Source organism: Streptomyces sp. 2114.4, assembly GCF_900187385.1.
In the GTDB taxonomy this organism is placed as follows: Bacteria; Actinomycetota; Actinomycetes; order Streptomycetales; family Streptomycetaceae; genus Streptomyces; species Streptomyces mooreae.
The window spans coordinates 4,175,792-4,192,728 of record NZ_FYEY01000001.1; the positions used below are offsets into that span (position 1 = coordinate 4,175,792).

Consider the following 16,937-nt stretch of genomic DNA (forward strand, 5'->3'; position numbering starts at 1 on the left):
ACTCTGTCCGACTCTCATGTCGACTTACCCACAGGTCGAGAACCGAGCCTGTGGATAACTTTGTGGATAACCCACAGCCCTTCCAAAGCTGCAGGTCGCGCTGCTCCGCAGGGCCCGCGGGCCGGGCCGCGGAGCCCCCGTCACCGGCTCAGCCCCGCCCGTCCATGCAGCGCGCCAGCCAGTCCGACGCCTCGGTGAACGCCGCGTCCGTCATCTGCCGCCGCACGCTCGGCGACGCCTCGTCCGCCCGCGGATAGGAGCCGAGGAACCGCACCTCGCGGCAGACCCGCTTGAGACCCATCAGCACCTCGCTGACCCGGCGGTCGGTGACGTGCCCCTCGCAGTCCACGGAGAAGCAGTAGCGGCCGATGCCCTCACCGGTCGGCCGGGACTCGATCCGCATCATGCTCACCCCGCGCACCGCGTACTCCTGCAGCAGTTCCAGCAGCGCACCGGGGTGGTCCTCGGCCAGCCACAGCACGACCGAGGTCTTGTCGCTGCCGGTCGGCGCAGCGGGCCGGGCCGGGCGGCCCACCAGCACGAAGCGGGTGGCCGCGTTCTGCGCGTCATGGATGTCGGTGACCAGCGGCTCCAGACCGTAGGTCGCCGCCGCGAACTCGCCCGCGAAGGCGCCGTCGTAGCGGCCCTCCTGCACCAGCCGCGCGCCGTCGGCATTCGAGGCCGCCGACTCCCATACGGCCTCCGGGAGTTGGGCCGCCAGCCACTTGCGCACCTGCGGCTGGGCGACCGGGTGCCCGGTCACCGTCTTCACATCGCTGAGCGCCGTACCGGGGCGGACCAGCAGCGCGAAGGCGATCGGCAGCAGCACCTCGCGGTAGATCATCAGTGGTCGGCCGGCGGCCAGTTCGTCGAGCGTGGTGGTCACCCCGCCCTCGACGGAGTTCTCGATCGGCACCAGCGCCGCGGCGGCCTCACCGTCGCGCACCGCGTCCAGGGCGGCCGGGACCGACACCATCGGCACCAGCTCGCGGGTCGCCGCCTCGGGAAGCGTGCGCAGCGCGGCCTCCGTGAACGTGCCCTCGGGGCCGAGGTAGGTATAGCGGCTGGCCGACATGGATAAGGACTCCCTCGCGTGACTGCGGGGGCACCCCGCCGATCTTCTCCCTGTCCTGCCACGATACCCAGCCCCGCGGAACCGGGCGGGACTTCTTGGGAGGGCCGGGCCCGGGGGCTGCCCGCCCGGGGCCGGATCCCCGGCCCGCTGGCAGCGGCCGGCTCCCTCAGCCCTCCAGCAGCGGCCGGCCCACGTAGTCGCCCGGTCCGGCCGCCGGGGGCACCGCGTAGAGCCCGCTCGCCTCGTGCCGCAGGAACCGCGACAGCGCGTCCCCGCGGTCCAGCTTCCGCTGGACCTGGGTGAAGGCGCGCAGCGGATCGGCCTGCCAGCAGACGAAGAGCAGCCCCGCGTCCGGAGCCCCGTCCTCCCGGAACCCGTCGTGGAAGGAGAACGGGCGGCGCAGCATCGCCGCGCCCTGGTTGGACTCCGGCGCCGCGATCCGCGCGTGCGCATTGGCCGGGATGACCGGCAGCCCGTCGGGGCCGTTCGCCTCCAGCCGCATCGGGGTGGTCTCCGAGCCGCCGGTCAGCGGCGCACCGTCGTCCTTGCGGCGCCCGATGACCCGCTCCTGTTCGTGCCGGGAGCGCTTCTCCCAGTCGTCCAGCAGCATCCGGATCCGGCGGACGACGGCGTACGAGCCGCCGTGCATCCAGGCCTGGTCGGCGTCCCGCCCCACGAAGATCCGCTCGTCGAAGTCCTTGTCCGACGGTTTGGGGTTGTTGGTGCCGTCGATCTGGCCCATCAGATTGCGTGCGGTCATCGGGCGCGCGGTGGCGCCCGGGGTGCGGTTGAAACCGTTCATCTGCCAGCGCAGCCGCGCAGCTCCGGCCGCGTCCTTCTGCAGTGCGCGCAGCGCGTGGAAGGCGACCAGCGCGTCATCGGCGCCGATCTGTATCCACAGATCTCCGTTGCTGCGCCCGGCATCCAGCGCATCGGCCGAGAAGTCGGGCAGCGGATCGAGCTGTACGGGGCGCCGCTTCGTCAGGCCCGTACGGCCGAAGAAGCTGTGGCCGAAGCCGAACGTGACGGTCAGCGAGGACGGGCCCGCGTCGAGCGCGACCCCCGTGTCGGCGTCCGGGGTCCGCCCGGCCATCAGCTCCTCGGCCGTCCGCGACCAGCGGCGCAGCAGCGCGGCGGCGGCCTTGCGGTCCGCGTCCGGTGCCAGGTCGAAGGCGACCAGATGCCCCGTGGCCTGCAGCGGGGTGGTGATCCCCGCCTGGTGCCCGGCGCGGGCCGGCCGGAACGGTACCTCCGTAGATCCGATGCTGGTCACGGCCTTGGCGGCGCCGTCCTGCGGGCCGGACTGCGCGGCGGCGACCCCGATGGCGCCGCCGGCCCCGCCGACGACCAGCCCGGCCGCGCCCGCCGCGCCGACGCTGCCGAGCAGCCGGCGACGGGAGAGCTCCGGAGAGGGGGCGGGCGAGGGGGAGCGGTCGGTTTCGGGCGCCGGGGCGGCGGCGGGTGCGGGCACGCCTGGTGCGTTGCCCGCCCCGGCGGCCCCGGGCGCGCCCGCGGACCGGGCGCCCGGGGCCTTCCCGGACACCGCCTTCCCGGACGGCTTCTTACCGGGCGCCGCCTTGCCGGGCGCCGCCTTGCCGGGCACCTTCTTGCCGGACGTCTGCTTGCTCATCAGCCGATCTTCACGTTCTTGATCTCGGTCACCTGGTCGATGTCGGAGGTCCGTACGAGCAGCGAGAGCTGCCACTGCCCCGGGACCGGCAGCTGGACCCCGTCCGCCCGCCACTGTCCCTTGCCGAGGTGCTTCGGGGCGATCGGCAGCGGCCCGATCTTCTTGGCCTTCTGGGTGAAGGAGACCTTCACCTCGGGGACGTCGACCGCCTTGCCCGACGGGTCCGTGATCCGCAGCCGCAGGGCGTTGGCGCTGCCGCTGCGCCCCGGATCGAGGTCGAGGCGGGCGGTGCCCTTGCCGCCCGGACCGCCGGTGTCGAACGGGATCTTCAGCACCTGGGGCCCGCTGCTCGCGATGGACTGCCCGCCCGAGCGGGCCTTGACCGCCTCCTCGGTGCGGGCCGGTTCGGTGGCGGTCAGCACCGTGGTCACCACCAGCAGGACGACGGCGACCGACGCCTCGGCCAGCACCGACCGGCGCAGCGCCAGCCGCTCCGGATCGGCATCGCGCTGCCGCTTGGTACGGGCGGTACGCAACGCGGCCTGCTGACGGGCGAGTTGGGCGGCGCGGGCGGGGTCGGGGGATTCGTCCGGCGTCCCGTCCGGCGTCCGGTCCGGGGTCCGGTCAGAAGAAGGAGGAGCCGAAGCGGTGGGAGAGGCCGATGCGGTTACGGCGTCGGTGGCGGCCAAGGCGCCGACGGCCGCCTTCTCCGCCTCCCGGTCCTCCTCCGCCTCCCGGTCCTTCTCCGCCTCCTCGTCCTCCTCGGCCACGTCCTCCTCGGCCCCCCGGACCTCCGTCAGCCGCCCCGTCCACCGCCGCGACACCCAGGCGATCCCGACGAGCACCACGACCAGGCCCACCTTGAGGAGCAGCAGCCACCCGTAGGTGGTGTCGGTCAGCGCACGCCAGCTGCCGACCTGCCGCCAGGACTGGTACACACCGGTGGCCACCAGCACCAGCACGGAGCCGAACGCGATCCGCGAGAAGCGGCGTACGGCCCTCCGCTCTACGGGCGGCCCCCAGTACAGGGACACCACCAGCGCCGCCAGCCCGCCGAGCCAGGCGGCGACCGCCAGCAGATGCAGCACATCGACCGGCATCGCGACGGCGGTCTGCAGACCGGTCGAGGCATGCTCGGCCAGCGCCCAGGTAGCGGCGAGCCCCGCGGCGACGATCACCCCGCCGAAGGCGAGCCCGAAGGTGAGGTCCCGGCGCTGCCTGGCGAGGTCGGCGGCCTCCACGGCCGGCTGTCCGGCGGCATCGGTGCCTTCCTCCCCGGAGTCCGCGCGCTCCGTCTTGCCCGGCGCGCTCCCCGCCGCCGGTTGCCCGGCAGTCCGCTCCTCGCCCGGCACCGGCTCCTCACCCGTTGCCGGCCCCTCTCCTGGAGTCGGCTCTTGCGATGCCGGCTCGTGCAGCCGCGCGAACGTCCCGAAGAGCACCGCCACGAACAGCGCCGCGGCGGCGAGCAGCAGCAGCCGGGAGACCAGAGCAGCGCCCGGCTTGGTGACCAGGACCTGCTGGAGGCCGGCGAGGTCGAAGACATCGGCGAGATCGCCGGACCCGGTGTACGGGGTGCGCAGCAGCAGCATCGCCACGGTGGTGCCGGCCAGCAGCGCCCACCCCTGGACGACCAGCCGCTGCACGGACCGGACGAGGGCGGCGGCCGGCCGGCAGGCCACCACGAAGGCCGCGCCGCCGACGAGCAGGACGAACCCGGCGTAGGCGAGGTAGCGGGCGACGCCGTAGAGCGCGCCGACCAGACCGCCGCCGGCCTTCTGCTGCGGCACCGGGGCGGTGGCCTTGGAGGGCGCGCCGACCGAGAAGGTGAAGGCGCCGGAGACGGGGTGGCTGTCGGCGGAGACCGCCTGCCAGGTGACGGTGTAGGTGCCGTTGCCGAGCCCCGGTGGCAGCCCCGCGCCGTATTTGACGACGTTGCCGCTGCTCAGGTTGAGCAGCTTGCCGCGGTCCACCCGTTTGCCCCGCGGATCCAGCACCCGGATCGAGTTGTCGCCCATCGCGACGCCCTCGGAGAAGGTGAGCGTCACCTGCTCGGGGGCGTGGTCCACCACCGAACCCTGGACGGGGGTGCTCCCGGTCAGCGCGGCGTGCGCCGAGGCCGGGGCGGCGCCGCCGAGCCCGCCGATCAGCGCGCCGGCCAGCGCCACCGCGACGACCAGCAGGCGCAGCACGGCGGACCGTCGCGGCCCGAGCCCGGTGGTGACCATAGTGATCGCTCCCCTTACTCCCGTGTTCTGTACGGCCTGTGCGGTGATCCGTCGGTGGTCCGTACGGCCTGTGCGGTTCTTCCGTCCCCTGTGTGCCGTTTCGGTGCCCGGCTACTTCTTCGGTGCGTAGGTGAGGGCCTTGACCGGGACCGTCACCTTGATCGGACCGGCGGTGGCGAAGTGCAGCTCGATGGCCACCTTGTCGCCCTCGGCCGGCTTCTTCTTCAGCCCCATGAACATCAGGTGGTTGCCGCCGCGGCTGAGCCGCAGCTCGCCGCCCGCGGGTATCGCCAGCGAGTTGACCTGCTCCATCTTGGTGCCGGCCGTCTTGTGGAGCGTGATGTCCTTGGACAGGTCGCTGGTGACCGAGGTGAGCTTGTCCGCGGTCTCACCGCTGTTCTTGACCGTGAAGTACGCGCCGGCCATGTTCTGGTCGACCGGCCGGGGCATGTACGGGCCTTCGACCTTGAGCTGCGGTGCGCCGTCCGCGCCGCCGCAGCCCGCCAGGACGAGAGCGGCGGTGAAGGTGAGGGCGGCGGCGAGCGTGGTGCGGCGGTTCACGGGTTCTGCCCCTTGACGATCTTCGGAAGTGCCTTGGTGTAGTTGTCGGAGGTCGCCTCCTGCATGCCCATCCAGTGGATCTTGTCGTCCTTGGGGGAGGTCAGCAGCACCTGCGCACCATGGGTGGACACGACATCGCCGTTCTTCTTCTTGACCGGCTTCTCGATCCCGATGTTGACGTCGCGCGCACCCCCCTGGATGGTGTCGAAGTTGCCGGTCAGACCGGTGAAGTCCTTGTCGATACCGCCGAGCCACTTCTTGAGCGCGGCCGGGGTGTCACGCTCCGGGTCGGAGGTGATGAAGACGACCCGCAGATCCTTGCGTTCGGCCGGCGGCAGCTGCTTCACCGCGACCGCGATGTTGGCCATCGTCAGCGGACAGACGTCCGGGCAGTTGGTGTACCCGAAGTAGATCAGCGTCGGGTGGCCCTTGGTCTTCTCCACCAGGTCGTACTTCTTGCCGCTGGTGTCGGTCAGGACGAGGTCCGGCTTCGCCAAGGGGCTGTCGAGCGTGACGATCGGCTTGGCCGTGGTGCCCCCGGAGACCTCGGCGGCGGGCTTGTTGTCCTCGCCGTTGCAGGCGGTCAGGCTGAAAGCCGCGGCCGCCGCCAGGGCGGACGCGAGCAGGGTCCTTCTGTGCATTGCAGATAAATCCTGTGTCTGGGAATCCCGTTTGCGCGGGAATGGTGGGCGGGCCGGCGCGGTCCGGCGCCGGCCCGCCGGTGGTCAGGCGCTGCGGCGCCGGCCGGCGAACACACCGAAGCCGACTCCGATGACGCCGACGACGATGCCGACGGCGCCCAGGACGCGGGCCGTGGTGTCACTGCCGGACGCGGCCGAGGTGGCGGCCGTGGCCTTCATGCCGGTGGTGGCACCGCTCTTGTCGCTCGCTCCGGCGGCGCCGTGGCCGTCCTCCTCGGGCGCGCCGAGCTTGAGGACCGGGGCCGGGTTCTCCGGCTCCGGGGCGCCCTCCTTCGTCGGCTCGATCCAGCGCACGACCTCCTTGTTGTCGTACGTCTGGAGCGCCTTGAAGACGACCTGGTCGGTGTCCTTGGGCAGCTGGCCGACGGAGAGCGGGAACTGCTGGAACTGGCCGGGCTCCACGCCCTTGCCGTCGGCGGTCCAAGTGATCTTCGAGGGGGCTTCGGTGATCTTCTCGCCCTCCATCTCGATCGGCTTGGGCAGCTTGGCCTTGGTGACCGAGATCTTCCAGCCGGGCACCGGCTGCGGCATCACGGACGCCAGCGGGTGGTCGGTGGGCAGCGTCACCTCGAGCTTCACCGTCGAGGCGTCGTCCTTCTCATTGGGCACCTTGAAGTTGACGGTCGCATAGCCGCCCTTGGCGGCCGGACCCGACGGCTGCACGCTGACGTGGGCGGAGGCCGGGCCGGCGAGGAGCAGCACGCTGCCGGCCGCGGCGGCGCCCACCAGCGGCAGCCGGCGTGCGAGCCGGCGCGTGGGCGACGCGTCCGACTGCTGCTGCGGCATCTTCGCCATCTTCGAATTCATCGACATCGGAAAGCACTCCACAGGAACGAGGGAGGTACGGGTGACGGTGCAGGTGGTGCGCGCGGACGACGGCGCATAAGCCCGTACCCTCCCCCATGCCTCAAGGGCATGAGAGGGGCCCCATGTGGGGGCGTGCTTCGCGTCGTCAGGCCGCGAGGGCGAGGAGGGCCGGGGCGGGGGGCCCTCGCCTGATGACACTGTGGTGGAGTGCGACGTTCTTCGGGCCGGGTTTGTCATCCCCGTACGAAACGGGGGCGCGCAGCGATTCTTCGTGCGCCGTTTCCAGGCCCGTGAGCAGGGCGCGAGCGAGGGCGAGTGCCCCGCGCACCACGCCGGCCAGTGCCTGCACCGTGATCTCGTACGCCGCCGGAGCCGACAGCCGGACCAGCCGCCACAGGGCCGCCTCGCCCCGCCGCAGCAGCCAGCCGACCGCGAGTGCGGCCAGCAGATGCCCCAGCAGCATGGGCAGCGACGGCAGCAGACCATGTGTGAGCGCGGGGTCGGCGGCGGTCGCGCCCCCGGCCGTGCCGCCCGCCGGGCCGGCGCCTGCCGGAGGGGTCATCCCGGCGGCGGAGGCGGTGTCGAAGCCGCCCGAGCCGAGAATCCGGCGCGCCTGCGCGCCGTCCACCCGGCCGCTGCCGAGCCCGCAGGTCACATGCCGGGCAAGGGCCTCGGCCGCCCGGTCGGACAGCCCGCCGGCACCCAAGCCGCTTCGTCCGCTTCCCGCGCCCCGCGCCATGGCGGGCATCGGAAGCTGGCCCCAGGCGAACAGGGCGTGGAGGGCGAGCTGTCCCATGGCAAGACCGGCGGCGATCCCCGGCAGCGAGCGCTCCCGCCCGGCCAGGGGCGCGGCGATCGCGAACACCACGGCCGCCGCCACACCCAGCGTCCACCACGGGACGGTGGCGCACGAGGCGGCGATGTGCCCGCCCGCGGACAACACGACGCAGACCGCGGTGAAGACCGCGGCCCTCGACAGCCGAAGATCGGCGGCTGCGCGCGCTGTGGAGGCGGGCGGTGGAGTCATGGCCGCGCCATCATCCCATTGGTCCGACCTGTCGCCTACGGCAGGGCGCGCCGAGGAGGCGGCCCGCCCGGTGTCCAGGGGGCCCAGTGGGGCGCGCGGCAGCGCATAGCAGGCGCTTCGCCTACACCGATGCGCTGGCTCTTCGCATCCGCCGAATGAGCGGTATCACGTCCCGGACATGCTTACGGACCATGCGGCGCGGCAATAGGTATCGATATGTCGAGCCGCGGCCAGGAGGCTGGAGCGATGAGCATCTGGTGGTCACTCCATTTGCGGCGTGAGGCTGCGAGCGTGCCGCTGGCCCGTCGTCTGCTGCTGGGCACGATGGAGACGGCGGGCGTCGACCCGGACATCTGTTACGACCTTGCGGTGGCCCTCTCCGAGGCCTGCGCGAACGCCGTCGAGCACGGCGGTGACGCCGCCACCGAGGACTACCGCGTCACGGCCTTCATCGATGGCGACACCTGCCGCATCGAAGTGACCGACTCGGGCCCCGGGTTCCGCCACTGCCCCGCGCCCCCCGCCCCACCCCATACCGCCGCGGACCGGGCCCCCACGCCGGCCCCCGTGCCCACCCCCGCACAGGCTCCCGCCTTTGCCGAGGACGGCCGGGGGCTCTTTCTGATCGAGGCCCTCACCGACCACGTCCGCTACCGCAACCGCACGGGCCGCCCCGGCGCGGTCGTCAGCTTCGACAAGATCCTCAAATGGCGCGAGGGAGCGGCGCTGCCGATGGCGTCGTAGGGCGCCCGGGAAGGCGGCCGCATGCGGGACGTCCGTGTACGAGGTGTCAAACCCGGCTAACATCAGCAGTCGGAAAACTGGCTGGAAATCGCCCTTTGCGGGAAGTCGGCAGCGCGGTCTCGCGGTGAGAGAACCTCCCCCGCGGCGTCCCCTGTCCCTGCGAGACCAGCGCGCACGACGATTAACGCGAAGTTGCTCGCGTTAACCTTTCCCGGACAATACTTGGCGTGAACCCGCACTGCAATACGGAGCCGTCGTGACGACAGCGCACCATGGCCCTGGCGAGACCAGGCCCGGTGGTCGTACCGCCCGCACCCGCCAAGCCGTATTGACCGCCGTGTTCCAGGAGTTGGGCGACGGCGGCTTCGCCGCGCTGACCATGGAGAGGGTCGCGCAGCGGTCCGGAATTCATGTGGCGACGCTCTACCGTCGCTGGCGCTCCACCGAGGGTCTGGTGTGCGACCTGCTGACCGACCTGAGTTCGGATGTGCCGCTGCCGGACTCCGGCACGCTGCCCGGGGACCTGCAGGAGCTGGCCGGTTCGATAGCCACCTTCTACGGGGAGGCGCGGATGCGCCGGCTGATCGAGGCGGTGGTCTCCGCCGCGGCCCGCGACCCCGAGGCGGCGGCGGTGCTGCGGACCTTCTTCGGCGAACGGCTGGCGCTGGCCGGCCGGATGGTGGAGCGGGCCGTCGAGCGCGGCGAACTGCCCGCGGACACCGACCCGGAGAAGGTGATGTCGGCGCTCGGCGCGCCCTTCTACTACCGGATTCTGATCGCCCGTCGCCCCGTCGACCAGGATCTCGCCGCATCCGCCGCCACCGCGGTCTGGGCGGCGGCCCGCGCCGGTGCGTACGGGCGCCAGGACGACGGCCCCGCACACGACACGTCTCCCGGCGGCTGAGGCCACCGGGAGACGCGGAACGAACGGCGCAACGGGCACCGGCAGGGCACCCGCGAGGGCGGCCCCGCCCCTACTACGCGGCTACTTGCCGAGCAGCCCCGCCATCCAGGCCTCGACCTCGTCCGACCGCCGCGGCAGCGCGGCCGACAGGTTCCGGTTGCCGTCGTCCGTCACGAGGATGTCGTCCTCGATCCGGACGCCGATGCCGCGGTACTCCTCGGGCACCGTCAGATCGTCCGCCTGGAAGTACAGACCGGGTTCCACGGTCAGCACCATGCCCGGCTCCAGCGTCCCGTTGACGTAGTGCTCGGTACGGGCCGCGGCGCAGTCGTGGACGTCCAGGCCGAGCATGTGGCCGGTGCCGTGCAGGGTCCAGCGGCGCTGCAGCCCCAGCTCCAGCACCCGCTCGACCGGGCCCTCGACCAGCCCCCACTCGACCAGCTTCTCGGTGAGCACCCGCTGCGCCGCGTCATGGAAGTCGCGGTAGGCCGCGCCCGGCTTGACCGCCGCGATGCCCGCCTCCTGCGCCTCGTACACCGCGTCGTAGATCGTGCGCTGGAGGTCGGTGTACCGGCCGTTGACCGGCAGGGTGCGGGTGACATCGGCGGTGTAGAGGGTGTGGGTCTCCACCCCGGCGTCCAGCAGCAGCAGGTCGCCGGAGCGCACCTCGCCGTTGTTGCGGACCCAGTGCAGGGTGGTGGCGTGCGGTCCCGCGGCGCAGATCGAGCCGTAGCCGACGTCATTGCCCTCGACGCGGGCGCGCAGGAAGAACGTGCCCTCGATGTAGCGCTCGCTGGTCGCCTCGGCCTTGTCCAGGACCTTGACGACGTCCTCGAAGCCGCGCACCGTCGAGTCGACGGCCTTCTGCAGCTCACCGATCTCGAAGGCGTCCTTGATCGCCCGGGCCTCGGAGAGGTACACCCGCAGCTCTTCGTCGCGCTCGGCGGTGACCTTGTCGGTGAGCGCGGCCTCGATGCCGGCGTCATGACCGCGCACCACCCGGACCGGTCCGGTGGCCTCCTTGAGCGCACCGGCCAGCTCGCGTACGTCCTTGCACGGGACGCCGAGCAGCGCCTCGGCCTCGCCGAGGCTGTGGCGCCGGCCGACCCACAGCTCGCCCATGCCGTCGAGCCAGAACTCGCCGTTCTCGCGGTTGGAGCGGGGCAGCCGGTGGACCGTCGCCTCATGGCCGTCCTTGGTGGGCTCCAGGACCAGGACGCTGTCGTCGGTCTGGTCGCCGGTGAGGTAGACGTACTCCGTCGAGGCGCGGAAGGCGTACTCGGTGTCGTTGGAGCGGGTCTTCAGGTTGCCCGCCGGGATCACCAGGCGCTCACCGGGGAAGCGCGCGGACAGCGCGGCGCGGCGGCGGGCGGCGTTCGGGGCCTGCTCGACCGGCTGCAGATCGTGCAGCTCGGTGTCGGCCCAGCCGCTCTTCATGTTCTCCGCGAGCTCATCCGAGACGCCCGGGTAAAGGCCGTTCTTGCGCTGCTTGATCGGCTGCTCGTCCTCGTCCGGGGTCTCCGGCGTGAGCTCGTCGGTCACAATGCCTCCTTTTAAGACTGAACCGCCTTCCATCGTATGTGCGGATCGAAAGCGGTCCAGAGGAAAAAAGGCGTGACCTTCCCGCACGAAGGCGCGACCTTGCCGGAGGGTGGCTTCGGGACGCGGGGCACTCTCAGGGGGCGGACGGGAGGCGTATGGCTCCGTACTCCGGTGCTGGGTGTCCGCTATCCGGTGCGGCCGGTGTGCGGCCGGTGTGCGGCCGGTGTGCGTCCCGGCGTGCGGCTCGGGGTGCCCGTCGTGCGCCGTGCGGCGCCGCCCCTGCGCCTACTCCTCGAAGTACGCCGCGAGCAGCACCACGTCCTCCTCCGACGACGGATCGTCCAGACCCTGCGGCAGCATCGTGCGCACGATGTGATCGACGACCGCCTCCGGATCGTGGCGGCTCGCCCTGGGAACGCCGGCGGCGGCCGCGTGCAGCCGGGTGAAGGCGCGGTCCATGGGCTCGCCGGTGCGGTGCAGCAGCCCGTCGCTGTAGAGCAGCAGGGTCTCGCCGCCGGCCGGTTCGATCTCCACGCTCGGCGCTTCCCAGCAGGCCAGCATGCCCAGCGGCGCGGACAGTGAGGTCTCCACGAACTCGGTCCGCAGATCGCCGAGGATCAGCGGCGGACAGTGACCGGCCCCGGCCAGCAGCAGCTTGCGGGCGAAGGGATCGGCGATGCCGCCGGGCAGCACCGGCGGCCCGCCCGGAGCGCCGGGCGGCGGCTCGGTGTAGGCGAACAGCGCGGTGGCGCTGCGGGCCGGCTCGGTCAGCCGGAGCAGCAGTTCGAGGTCCGAGAGGACCGCGACCGGGTCCTCGCCCTCCATGACGGCGTAGGCGCGCAGGGACGCCCGCAGCCGCCCCATGGCAGCCACCGCGCTCGGCCCGCAGCCGGTCACCGAACCGACGGCCAGCCCCAGGGCGCCGTCGGGCAGCGGCAGCGCGTCGTACCAGTCGCCGCCGCCGCGCGGCCCGGTGCCGTGCCGCACCGCGAGGCGTACGCCGGGGATCCGTGGCAGCCGGTGCGGCAACAGTTCCTCGCGGAGGGTTTCGGTGGCCCGGCGGCTGCGGTGGAGTTCGAGGAGGCGGGCGAGGTGCTCGGCGGCGTGCGCGCGGTAGAGGCCGACGAGATGGCGCTGCCGTGCGGTGGGCTCGGCCGGTTCGTCGTAGAGCCAGACCGCGGCGCCGGTCCTGCCGAAGGGTTCGGCGCAGAGCGGGACCGCATAACTCGCGGCGTACCCGAGGCGGGCGGCGACCTCGCGCAGGCGGGGGTCGAGGTCCTTCTCGCCGGGGATGTCCGGTTCGGCGATCTCGGTGCAGGGGCCCGCCGGCGCGTCGTCGCGGGGGCCGGCGGCACGGCTCCCGTCGCGCGTCGGGTGGCGGGTGTCGTCGAGCGGACCGGACCGGGTGTCGTCGCCGGTGACCCGCTCCGGGAGGCCGTCCAGTATCCGCGCGTACGACAGGGCGCGGCGCGGGACGGTCTCGATATGCCCGATCTCGGCGTGGCCGAGGCCGAGGCCGACGGTGGTCTCCGGGCCGAGCCCGTCGGACGGTGCGAGGACGACCAGACCGCGACGCGCGCCGACCAGGGAGGCACCGGCGCGCAGCAGCTCGTGGAGGGCGTCCTCCAGCGTGCGGGTGCGCGCGAGCTGTTCGGTCAGGTCGTGCAGGGTGCTGAGGTCGGAGATCCAGCCGGCCAGCCGGTCCTGGACCGCGGCGAGTTGGTCGACGACGGAGATGTCGGGGACAAGGCCGGGCGCGGATCCGGGCACATCGCCCGGGCAGCCGCCCGCGGAGGTGTCGGACGAGCCGTCAGGCGAGCCGTCGGAGGGGGCGCCGGCAGCGCATCCCGAGGGCGCTTTCGGCCCATGGGGGTCGACAGTGTGCGCGGGGGCGGGAAGGACTGGTTCGATTCCAGCCACTTTCGGCACGTGAGGGGTGGTCATGGCCGACGGCTCTCGTCGAGTCTGGCATTACCCGAGGTCAGGCCGCTTTTTGGTAGGGAGTGCGGCATTTTGTTGAGTGATGTTGCGCGGTAAGGTTGGCCGCTCAATTTCCTCAATAGCATCGCAAACCCCCATGTCATGCTGCTCCGCTATTAATGCCTCCACATGTACACGCAGCAGCGATGCGATGTCCAGCATTGTCCCCATGGGGTTTGTGGTGTCAGCGAGGTCTGTAGATTGGCCTGAAAAAAGCCCCCCGAACGTCAATTTGCGGTCGACTGACGGCGATCAGCAGCGCGTCATCACCACAGTGGCGGGTACGTACTCGGAAAGGTGCGGAGTCAGTTGGCGCCGTACCGGAACTCTCCGGCGGGCACCGGCGTCTAACAAGCCGACGACCGCGACGCACTCCCAAGAGGCGGGGACTGCACCACGGAAGTGCAAGCGCCAACGCACGCCACCCCTCGCCACACTTCACGCCCGGCGTACGGCGTGATGCGCTGCTTTGTACACGCGGTGACCAGTGACCACGTGGCGTGATCGATGCCGATCGACCCCGGGCTCCCCGGCCGGGCCGCAGGACACGCCCCACAACGGCATGCAGCGGCACGGCGCACGACGATGGTGAACCCGGCATGTAGTGCCATGCAGTGCGATGGACAAAGCCCTCGGCGTTAACGGAAAGGAACGAGCGCTCATGCGCGAGATCCTCGGAAGGCGACGCAAGCTCCTGTTCCGGCGCGGCGGAAAGCCGGCGCAGCTCGGTGCGGCGCTCCACTACGCCACCGAGTGGCAGTGGCCCGTACTTCCCGGTGTGGGACTCCGCTCCGGCGGCCGGCAGCCGGCCGGCGCCCGGCTCGGCCTCGGCGAGCGGACCACGCGTCGCTGCAGCTGCCCGGACCCCGACTGCGTGGTGCCCGGCGCGCACCCCTTCGATCCCGGTCTGCTCGCGGCCACCACCGATGCCCGGATGGTGCGTTGGTGGTGGACGAACCGCCCCGATGCCCCGGTCGTGCTGGCCACCGGCGGCCGCGCACCCTGCGCGGTGAGCCTGCCCGCGGTCGCCGGGGCCCGCGCCCTGGCGGCGCTGGACCACTTCGGCGTGCGCCTGGGCCCCGTGGTGGCCACGCCCACCCGCTGGTCGCTGCTCGTATCGCCGTACGGTCTGCCGGAGTTGGGCGAGCTGCTGCACTCCCAGGACTGGGTGCCCAGCTCGCTGCGGTTCCACGGCGAGGGCGGCTATGTGGTGCTCCCGCCCTCCCAGATCGGCGCCGGCCAGGTCCGCTGGGAGCGCCCGCCGGCCTCCCCCAAACTCTCCACTTCGTTCGAGCGGGGGGGACCCCCAGCCCCGGCCGCGCCCTGGCTGCCGAAGGTGGCCACGATCGTGGACGCGCTGGTCACGGCGAGCACCGGCTCCCCCGACGGCGGCAGCCGGCTCGCGTACTGACCCTCGCGGATGCTCCGGGCGCCCGATGCGCAGTCGGGCGCCCTCGTGCTGTGCGGGCACCTCCCGCGGACGGATGAGGGGCGGACGGGCGGGCGGACGCGGGACGCGCGGACGGAGGAGTGACGGACGGGCGGGCGGACGCGGAACGCGCGGACGGATGAGTGATGGAGGGGCGGGCGGATCCGGGGGCGCGCCGACGGCCCGGGGGGGCGGACGCACGGAACGCCTCGCGGTGGATCACCCGTACGGGTGCGACCTGCCCCGGTCTCTCGGGGAAACCGGCGCCCGGGCGCCCGGGGGTGCCCCCGCCGACCGATAGGTTCGGCCCACCGTCAAGCCGTCGTCAGCGGCATATCGAGTGCAGGTGGGGGCCATGCAGCGTGCGCAGAGAATCCGCATGATCGGGCTCGCCGGCACGGCGCTGCTCGCCCTCGCCGTGCCGCTGGGCGCCGCGATGGCGGGCCCGGCCGGCCCCTCGTCCCCGGGGGCGGGATCCGGGGAAGCAGTCAAGGCCGAAAATAGCCCCTCGGAGGAAAAGGGAAGCAGGGGAAATAACGGCAGCAAGCCGGGCAAGAGCCTCCGCACTGCCGCCGTCGGCTCGAGCCCGGCCGGCTCCTCCGGTCACCCCGGCCTGCCGCGCCTCTCCGGCCGCACCTCCCGCTGCGGCCCCGAACTCACCGCGCCCCAGGGGATCGCAGCCCAGACCTGCGTGCTCGCCGGGGACGGTGTCACCCGGGGGCGTACGTACTACCGCAACCGCACCGGCGGCCGGCTCCGCGCCGTGCTGACGCTGCTGCGGCCCGACGGCAGGACCGTCCAGGTGAACTGTGAGGTGGCGGCGGGTGGTGCGCCGGGCGTGTGCGAGACGCCGGCCACCCCGACCGTCCACCGGAGCCGGCCGCGGTACGCGGCCGTGGCGGAGATCGCCGATGCGGCGGGGGAGCGGCTGCTGCTGCGGTCCGGCAGCAACTCGTCCGCGGCGGGCAGCGGTTCGGAGCACTGAGGCCGCGGGCTGCCGAGGAGCCGGAAGCGCCAAGCGGAATGCCTGGTTCCGGACATGGAAGCGCCCGGTCGCTGGCGACGGGGGATGCACCAGCGACCGGGCTTCTAGAACCGTAACAAGAGATCGGCGGTTCGCAAATTCGATCGTGGAATTCCGGACGCCTCTTTACCGGCAGGTACAGGGAGTTGTGACGGGTGTCACGCCTGGGCTCCCCCGGGGCGTCCGGACCACGGCCGAGGACGGGGGAGGATCAGCTCAGGGTGACCTGACGGTTGGTGAGCCCGCCGCGCGCCCGGCGCTCCTCGGGGGTCAGCGGGGCGTCCGTCGCCAGGGCCCCGGCCAGCCGCTCGGCGAACGCCGCGGCCGGCTTGGCGACCTCGTCGGCGCCCATCTCCGAGGGCAGGTCCCAGACCGGGACGACCAGGCCATGGGCGCGGAACGAGCCCACCAGACGGGTGCCTTCGCCGAGCGAGGCGGCGCCCGCCGCGTGCAGCCGGGCGAGGGCGTCCAGCAGCTGCTCCTCGGGGTGCGCGGTGACCCAGCGCAGGTGGTTCTTCTCCGGGGCCTCGCACCAGTACGCACCCTCCAGACCGGGGATCCGGGCGGTCGGGATGGCCGCCGCGTTGGCGCGCTCCAGAGAGGCGGCGACCTCGCCGGTGGCGTTCTCGGCGTTCTCCACCCAGAACTCGAAACCGGTGTGGACGGTCGGCTCAAAAGCGGCGTCCGGGTCGAGCAGATCCTGCAGCCGCGGACCGTCGGCGCTGTGCCGCTCGGCGGGTACCGGGTTGCCGGGCTCGGTGGCCAGCGCGCGCTGCAGAGTGTCCGCGAGGTCGCGGCTGAGGTCGCCGGACGCGGTGTCGTTCTGCAGGCCGAGCAGCACCGCGCCGTTGTCGCGGCGCAGCGCGGGCCACGCCATCGGCAGCACGGTCGCCAGCGTCACGGACGGGACGCCCTCGGGCAGCCCGCCCTTCAGCGTCAACTCGGCGGTGGCGGCGGGCACCAGCTCGCGCAGGGCCACCCAGTCGCACTCACCGGGCAGGCCCTCGAAGGGGCGCTGCACGAGCTCGGTGGCGGCGTGTGCCGCCACTCGCCCGTGACAGGCCTTGTACCGGCGGCCGGAGCCGCACGGGCAGGGCTCACGAGCGCCGACGACCGGCACCTCGCCGTCCTTGATCTGCGGTGCTGCGGCCTGGGGCTGGGGACGGCGCTTCTTGGCCATGGCGACGGGGTCTCCTGGTCGATCCTGGACGTACGGACGCGTATCTGCGCGAGCCTAGAGGATCACTTGCGCGGTCGCGTCCGGTTGCGTACCGGGCCGTGTCATGCC

At 72.6% G+C, this 16,937-nt stretch carries 14 protein-coding genes; 4 read left to right on the forward strand and 10 right to left on the reverse strand.

Translation table 11 applies throughout. The features are described from left to right. Positions 1 to 148: 148 nt before the first annotated feature. The 7 genes from pheA to CFW40_RS18335 all read right to left on the reverse strand — a co-directional run bounded on the left by pheA (position 149) and on the right by CFW40_RS18335 (position 8,026). Entirely contained in the window at positions 149 to 1,075 is a 927-nt protein-coding gene (gene pheA, locus CFW40_RS18305) for a prephenate dehydratase (RefSeq protein ID WP_088798913.1), read from the reverse strand. 166 nt (positions 1,076 to 1,241) lie between these two features. Next, positions 1,242 to 2,705, reverse strand: coding sequence for an iron uptake transporter deferrochelatase/peroxidase subunit (efeB, locus tag CFW40_RS18310; protein ID WP_256331410.1), 1,464 nt, complete (start codon positions 2,703 to 2,705; stop codon positions 1,242 to 1,244). Continuing rightward, positions 2,705 to 4,930 (reverse strand): copper resistance protein CopC, encoded by a 2,226-nt coding sequence (locus CFW40_RS18315; RefSeq protein WP_088798914.1) that lies wholly within the window; start codon positions 4,928 to 4,930, stop codon positions 2,705 to 2,707. The genes efeB and CFW40_RS18315 overlap by 1 nt, the downstream gene beginning before the upstream one ends. A gap of 111 nt (positions 4,931 to 5,041) precedes the next feature. Beyond that, positions 5,042 to 5,491, reverse strand: coding sequence for a copper chaperone PCu(A)C (locus CFW40_RS18320; RefSeq protein ID WP_088798915.1), 450 nt, complete (start codon positions 5,489 to 5,491; stop codon positions 5,042 to 5,044). Next, positions 5,488 to 6,132, reverse strand: a complete 645-nt coding sequence (locus CFW40_RS18325) for an SCO family protein (protein WP_088798916.1) — start codon at positions 6,130 to 6,132, stop codon at positions 5,488 to 5,490. Before CFW40_RS18325 ends, CFW40_RS18320 begins: the two co-directional genes overlap by 4 nt. An 84-nt stretch (positions 6,133 to 6,216) precedes the next feature. Next, positions 6,217 to 7,005 (reverse strand): YcnI family protein, encoded by a 789-nt coding sequence (locus CFW40_RS18330; protein ID WP_176956463.1) that lies wholly within the window; start codon positions 7,003 to 7,005, stop codon positions 6,217 to 6,219. Positions 7,006 to 7,144: 139 nt separating this feature from the next. Continuing rightward, positions 7,145 to 8,026 (reverse strand): hypothetical protein, encoded by an 882-nt coding sequence (locus tag CFW40_RS18335; RefSeq protein ID WP_088798917.1) that lies wholly within the window; start codon positions 8,024 to 8,026, stop codon positions 7,145 to 7,147. Between the two features lie 246 nt (positions 8,027 to 8,272). Between CFW40_RS18335 and CFW40_RS18340 the strand changes: the two genes are divergently transcribed. Next, positions 8,273 to 8,770, forward strand: coding sequence for an ATP-binding protein (locus tag CFW40_RS18340; RefSeq protein WP_088798918.1), 498 nt, complete (start codon positions 8,273 to 8,275; stop codon positions 8,768 to 8,770). Between the two features lie 256 nt (positions 8,771 to 9,026). Beyond that, positions 9,027 to 9,674 (forward strand): TetR/AcrR family transcriptional regulator, encoded by a 648-nt coding sequence (locus CFW40_RS18345; RefSeq protein WP_088798919.1) that lies wholly within the window; start codon positions 9,027 to 9,029, stop codon positions 9,672 to 9,674. An 81-nt stretch (positions 9,675 to 9,755) separates the two neighbouring features. On the opposite strand, the gene CFW40_RS18350 is transcribed toward CFW40_RS18345, so the two are convergent. Both CFW40_RS18350 and CFW40_RS18355 read right to left on the reverse strand, forming a co-directional pair. After that, positions 9,756 to 11,216 carry an aminopeptidase P family protein gene (locus CFW40_RS18350; protein ID WP_088798920.1) on the reverse strand — a complete coding sequence of 487 codons (1,461 nt, stop codon included), beginning with the start codon at positions 11,214 to 11,216 and terminating at the stop codon, positions 9,756 to 9,758. A 285-nt stretch (positions 11,217 to 11,501) separates the two neighbouring features. Further along, positions 11,502 to 13,160, reverse strand: coding sequence for a PP2C family protein-serine/threonine phosphatase (locus CFW40_RS18355; protein WP_176956462.1), 1,659 nt, complete (start codon positions 13,158 to 13,160; stop codon positions 11,502 to 11,504). 697 nt (positions 13,161 to 13,857) lie between these two features. Between CFW40_RS18355 and CFW40_RS18360 the strand changes: the two genes are divergently transcribed. Both CFW40_RS18360 and CFW40_RS18365 read left to right on the forward strand, forming a co-directional pair. After that, positions 13,858 to 14,607, forward strand: coding sequence for a bifunctional DNA primase/polymerase (locus CFW40_RS18360; RefSeq protein ID WP_088798922.1), 750 nt, complete (start codon positions 13,858 to 13,860; stop codon positions 14,605 to 14,607). Between the two features lie 373 nt (positions 14,608 to 14,980). Next, positions 14,981 to 15,610 carry a hypothetical protein gene (locus CFW40_RS18365; RefSeq protein WP_088798923.1) on the forward strand — a complete coding sequence of 210 codons (630 nt, stop codon included), beginning with the start codon at positions 14,981 to 14,983 and terminating at the stop codon, positions 15,608 to 15,610. Between the two features lie 250 nt (positions 15,611 to 15,860). Here CFW40_RS18365 and CFW40_RS18370 read toward each other — a convergent pair whose 3' ends face one another. Beyond that, positions 15,861 to 16,829, reverse strand: a complete 969-nt coding sequence (locus CFW40_RS18370; protein ID WP_088798924.1) for a DUF5926 family protein — start codon at positions 16,827 to 16,829, stop codon at positions 15,861 to 15,863. Between the last annotated feature and the right edge of the window lie 108 nt (positions 16,830 to 16,937).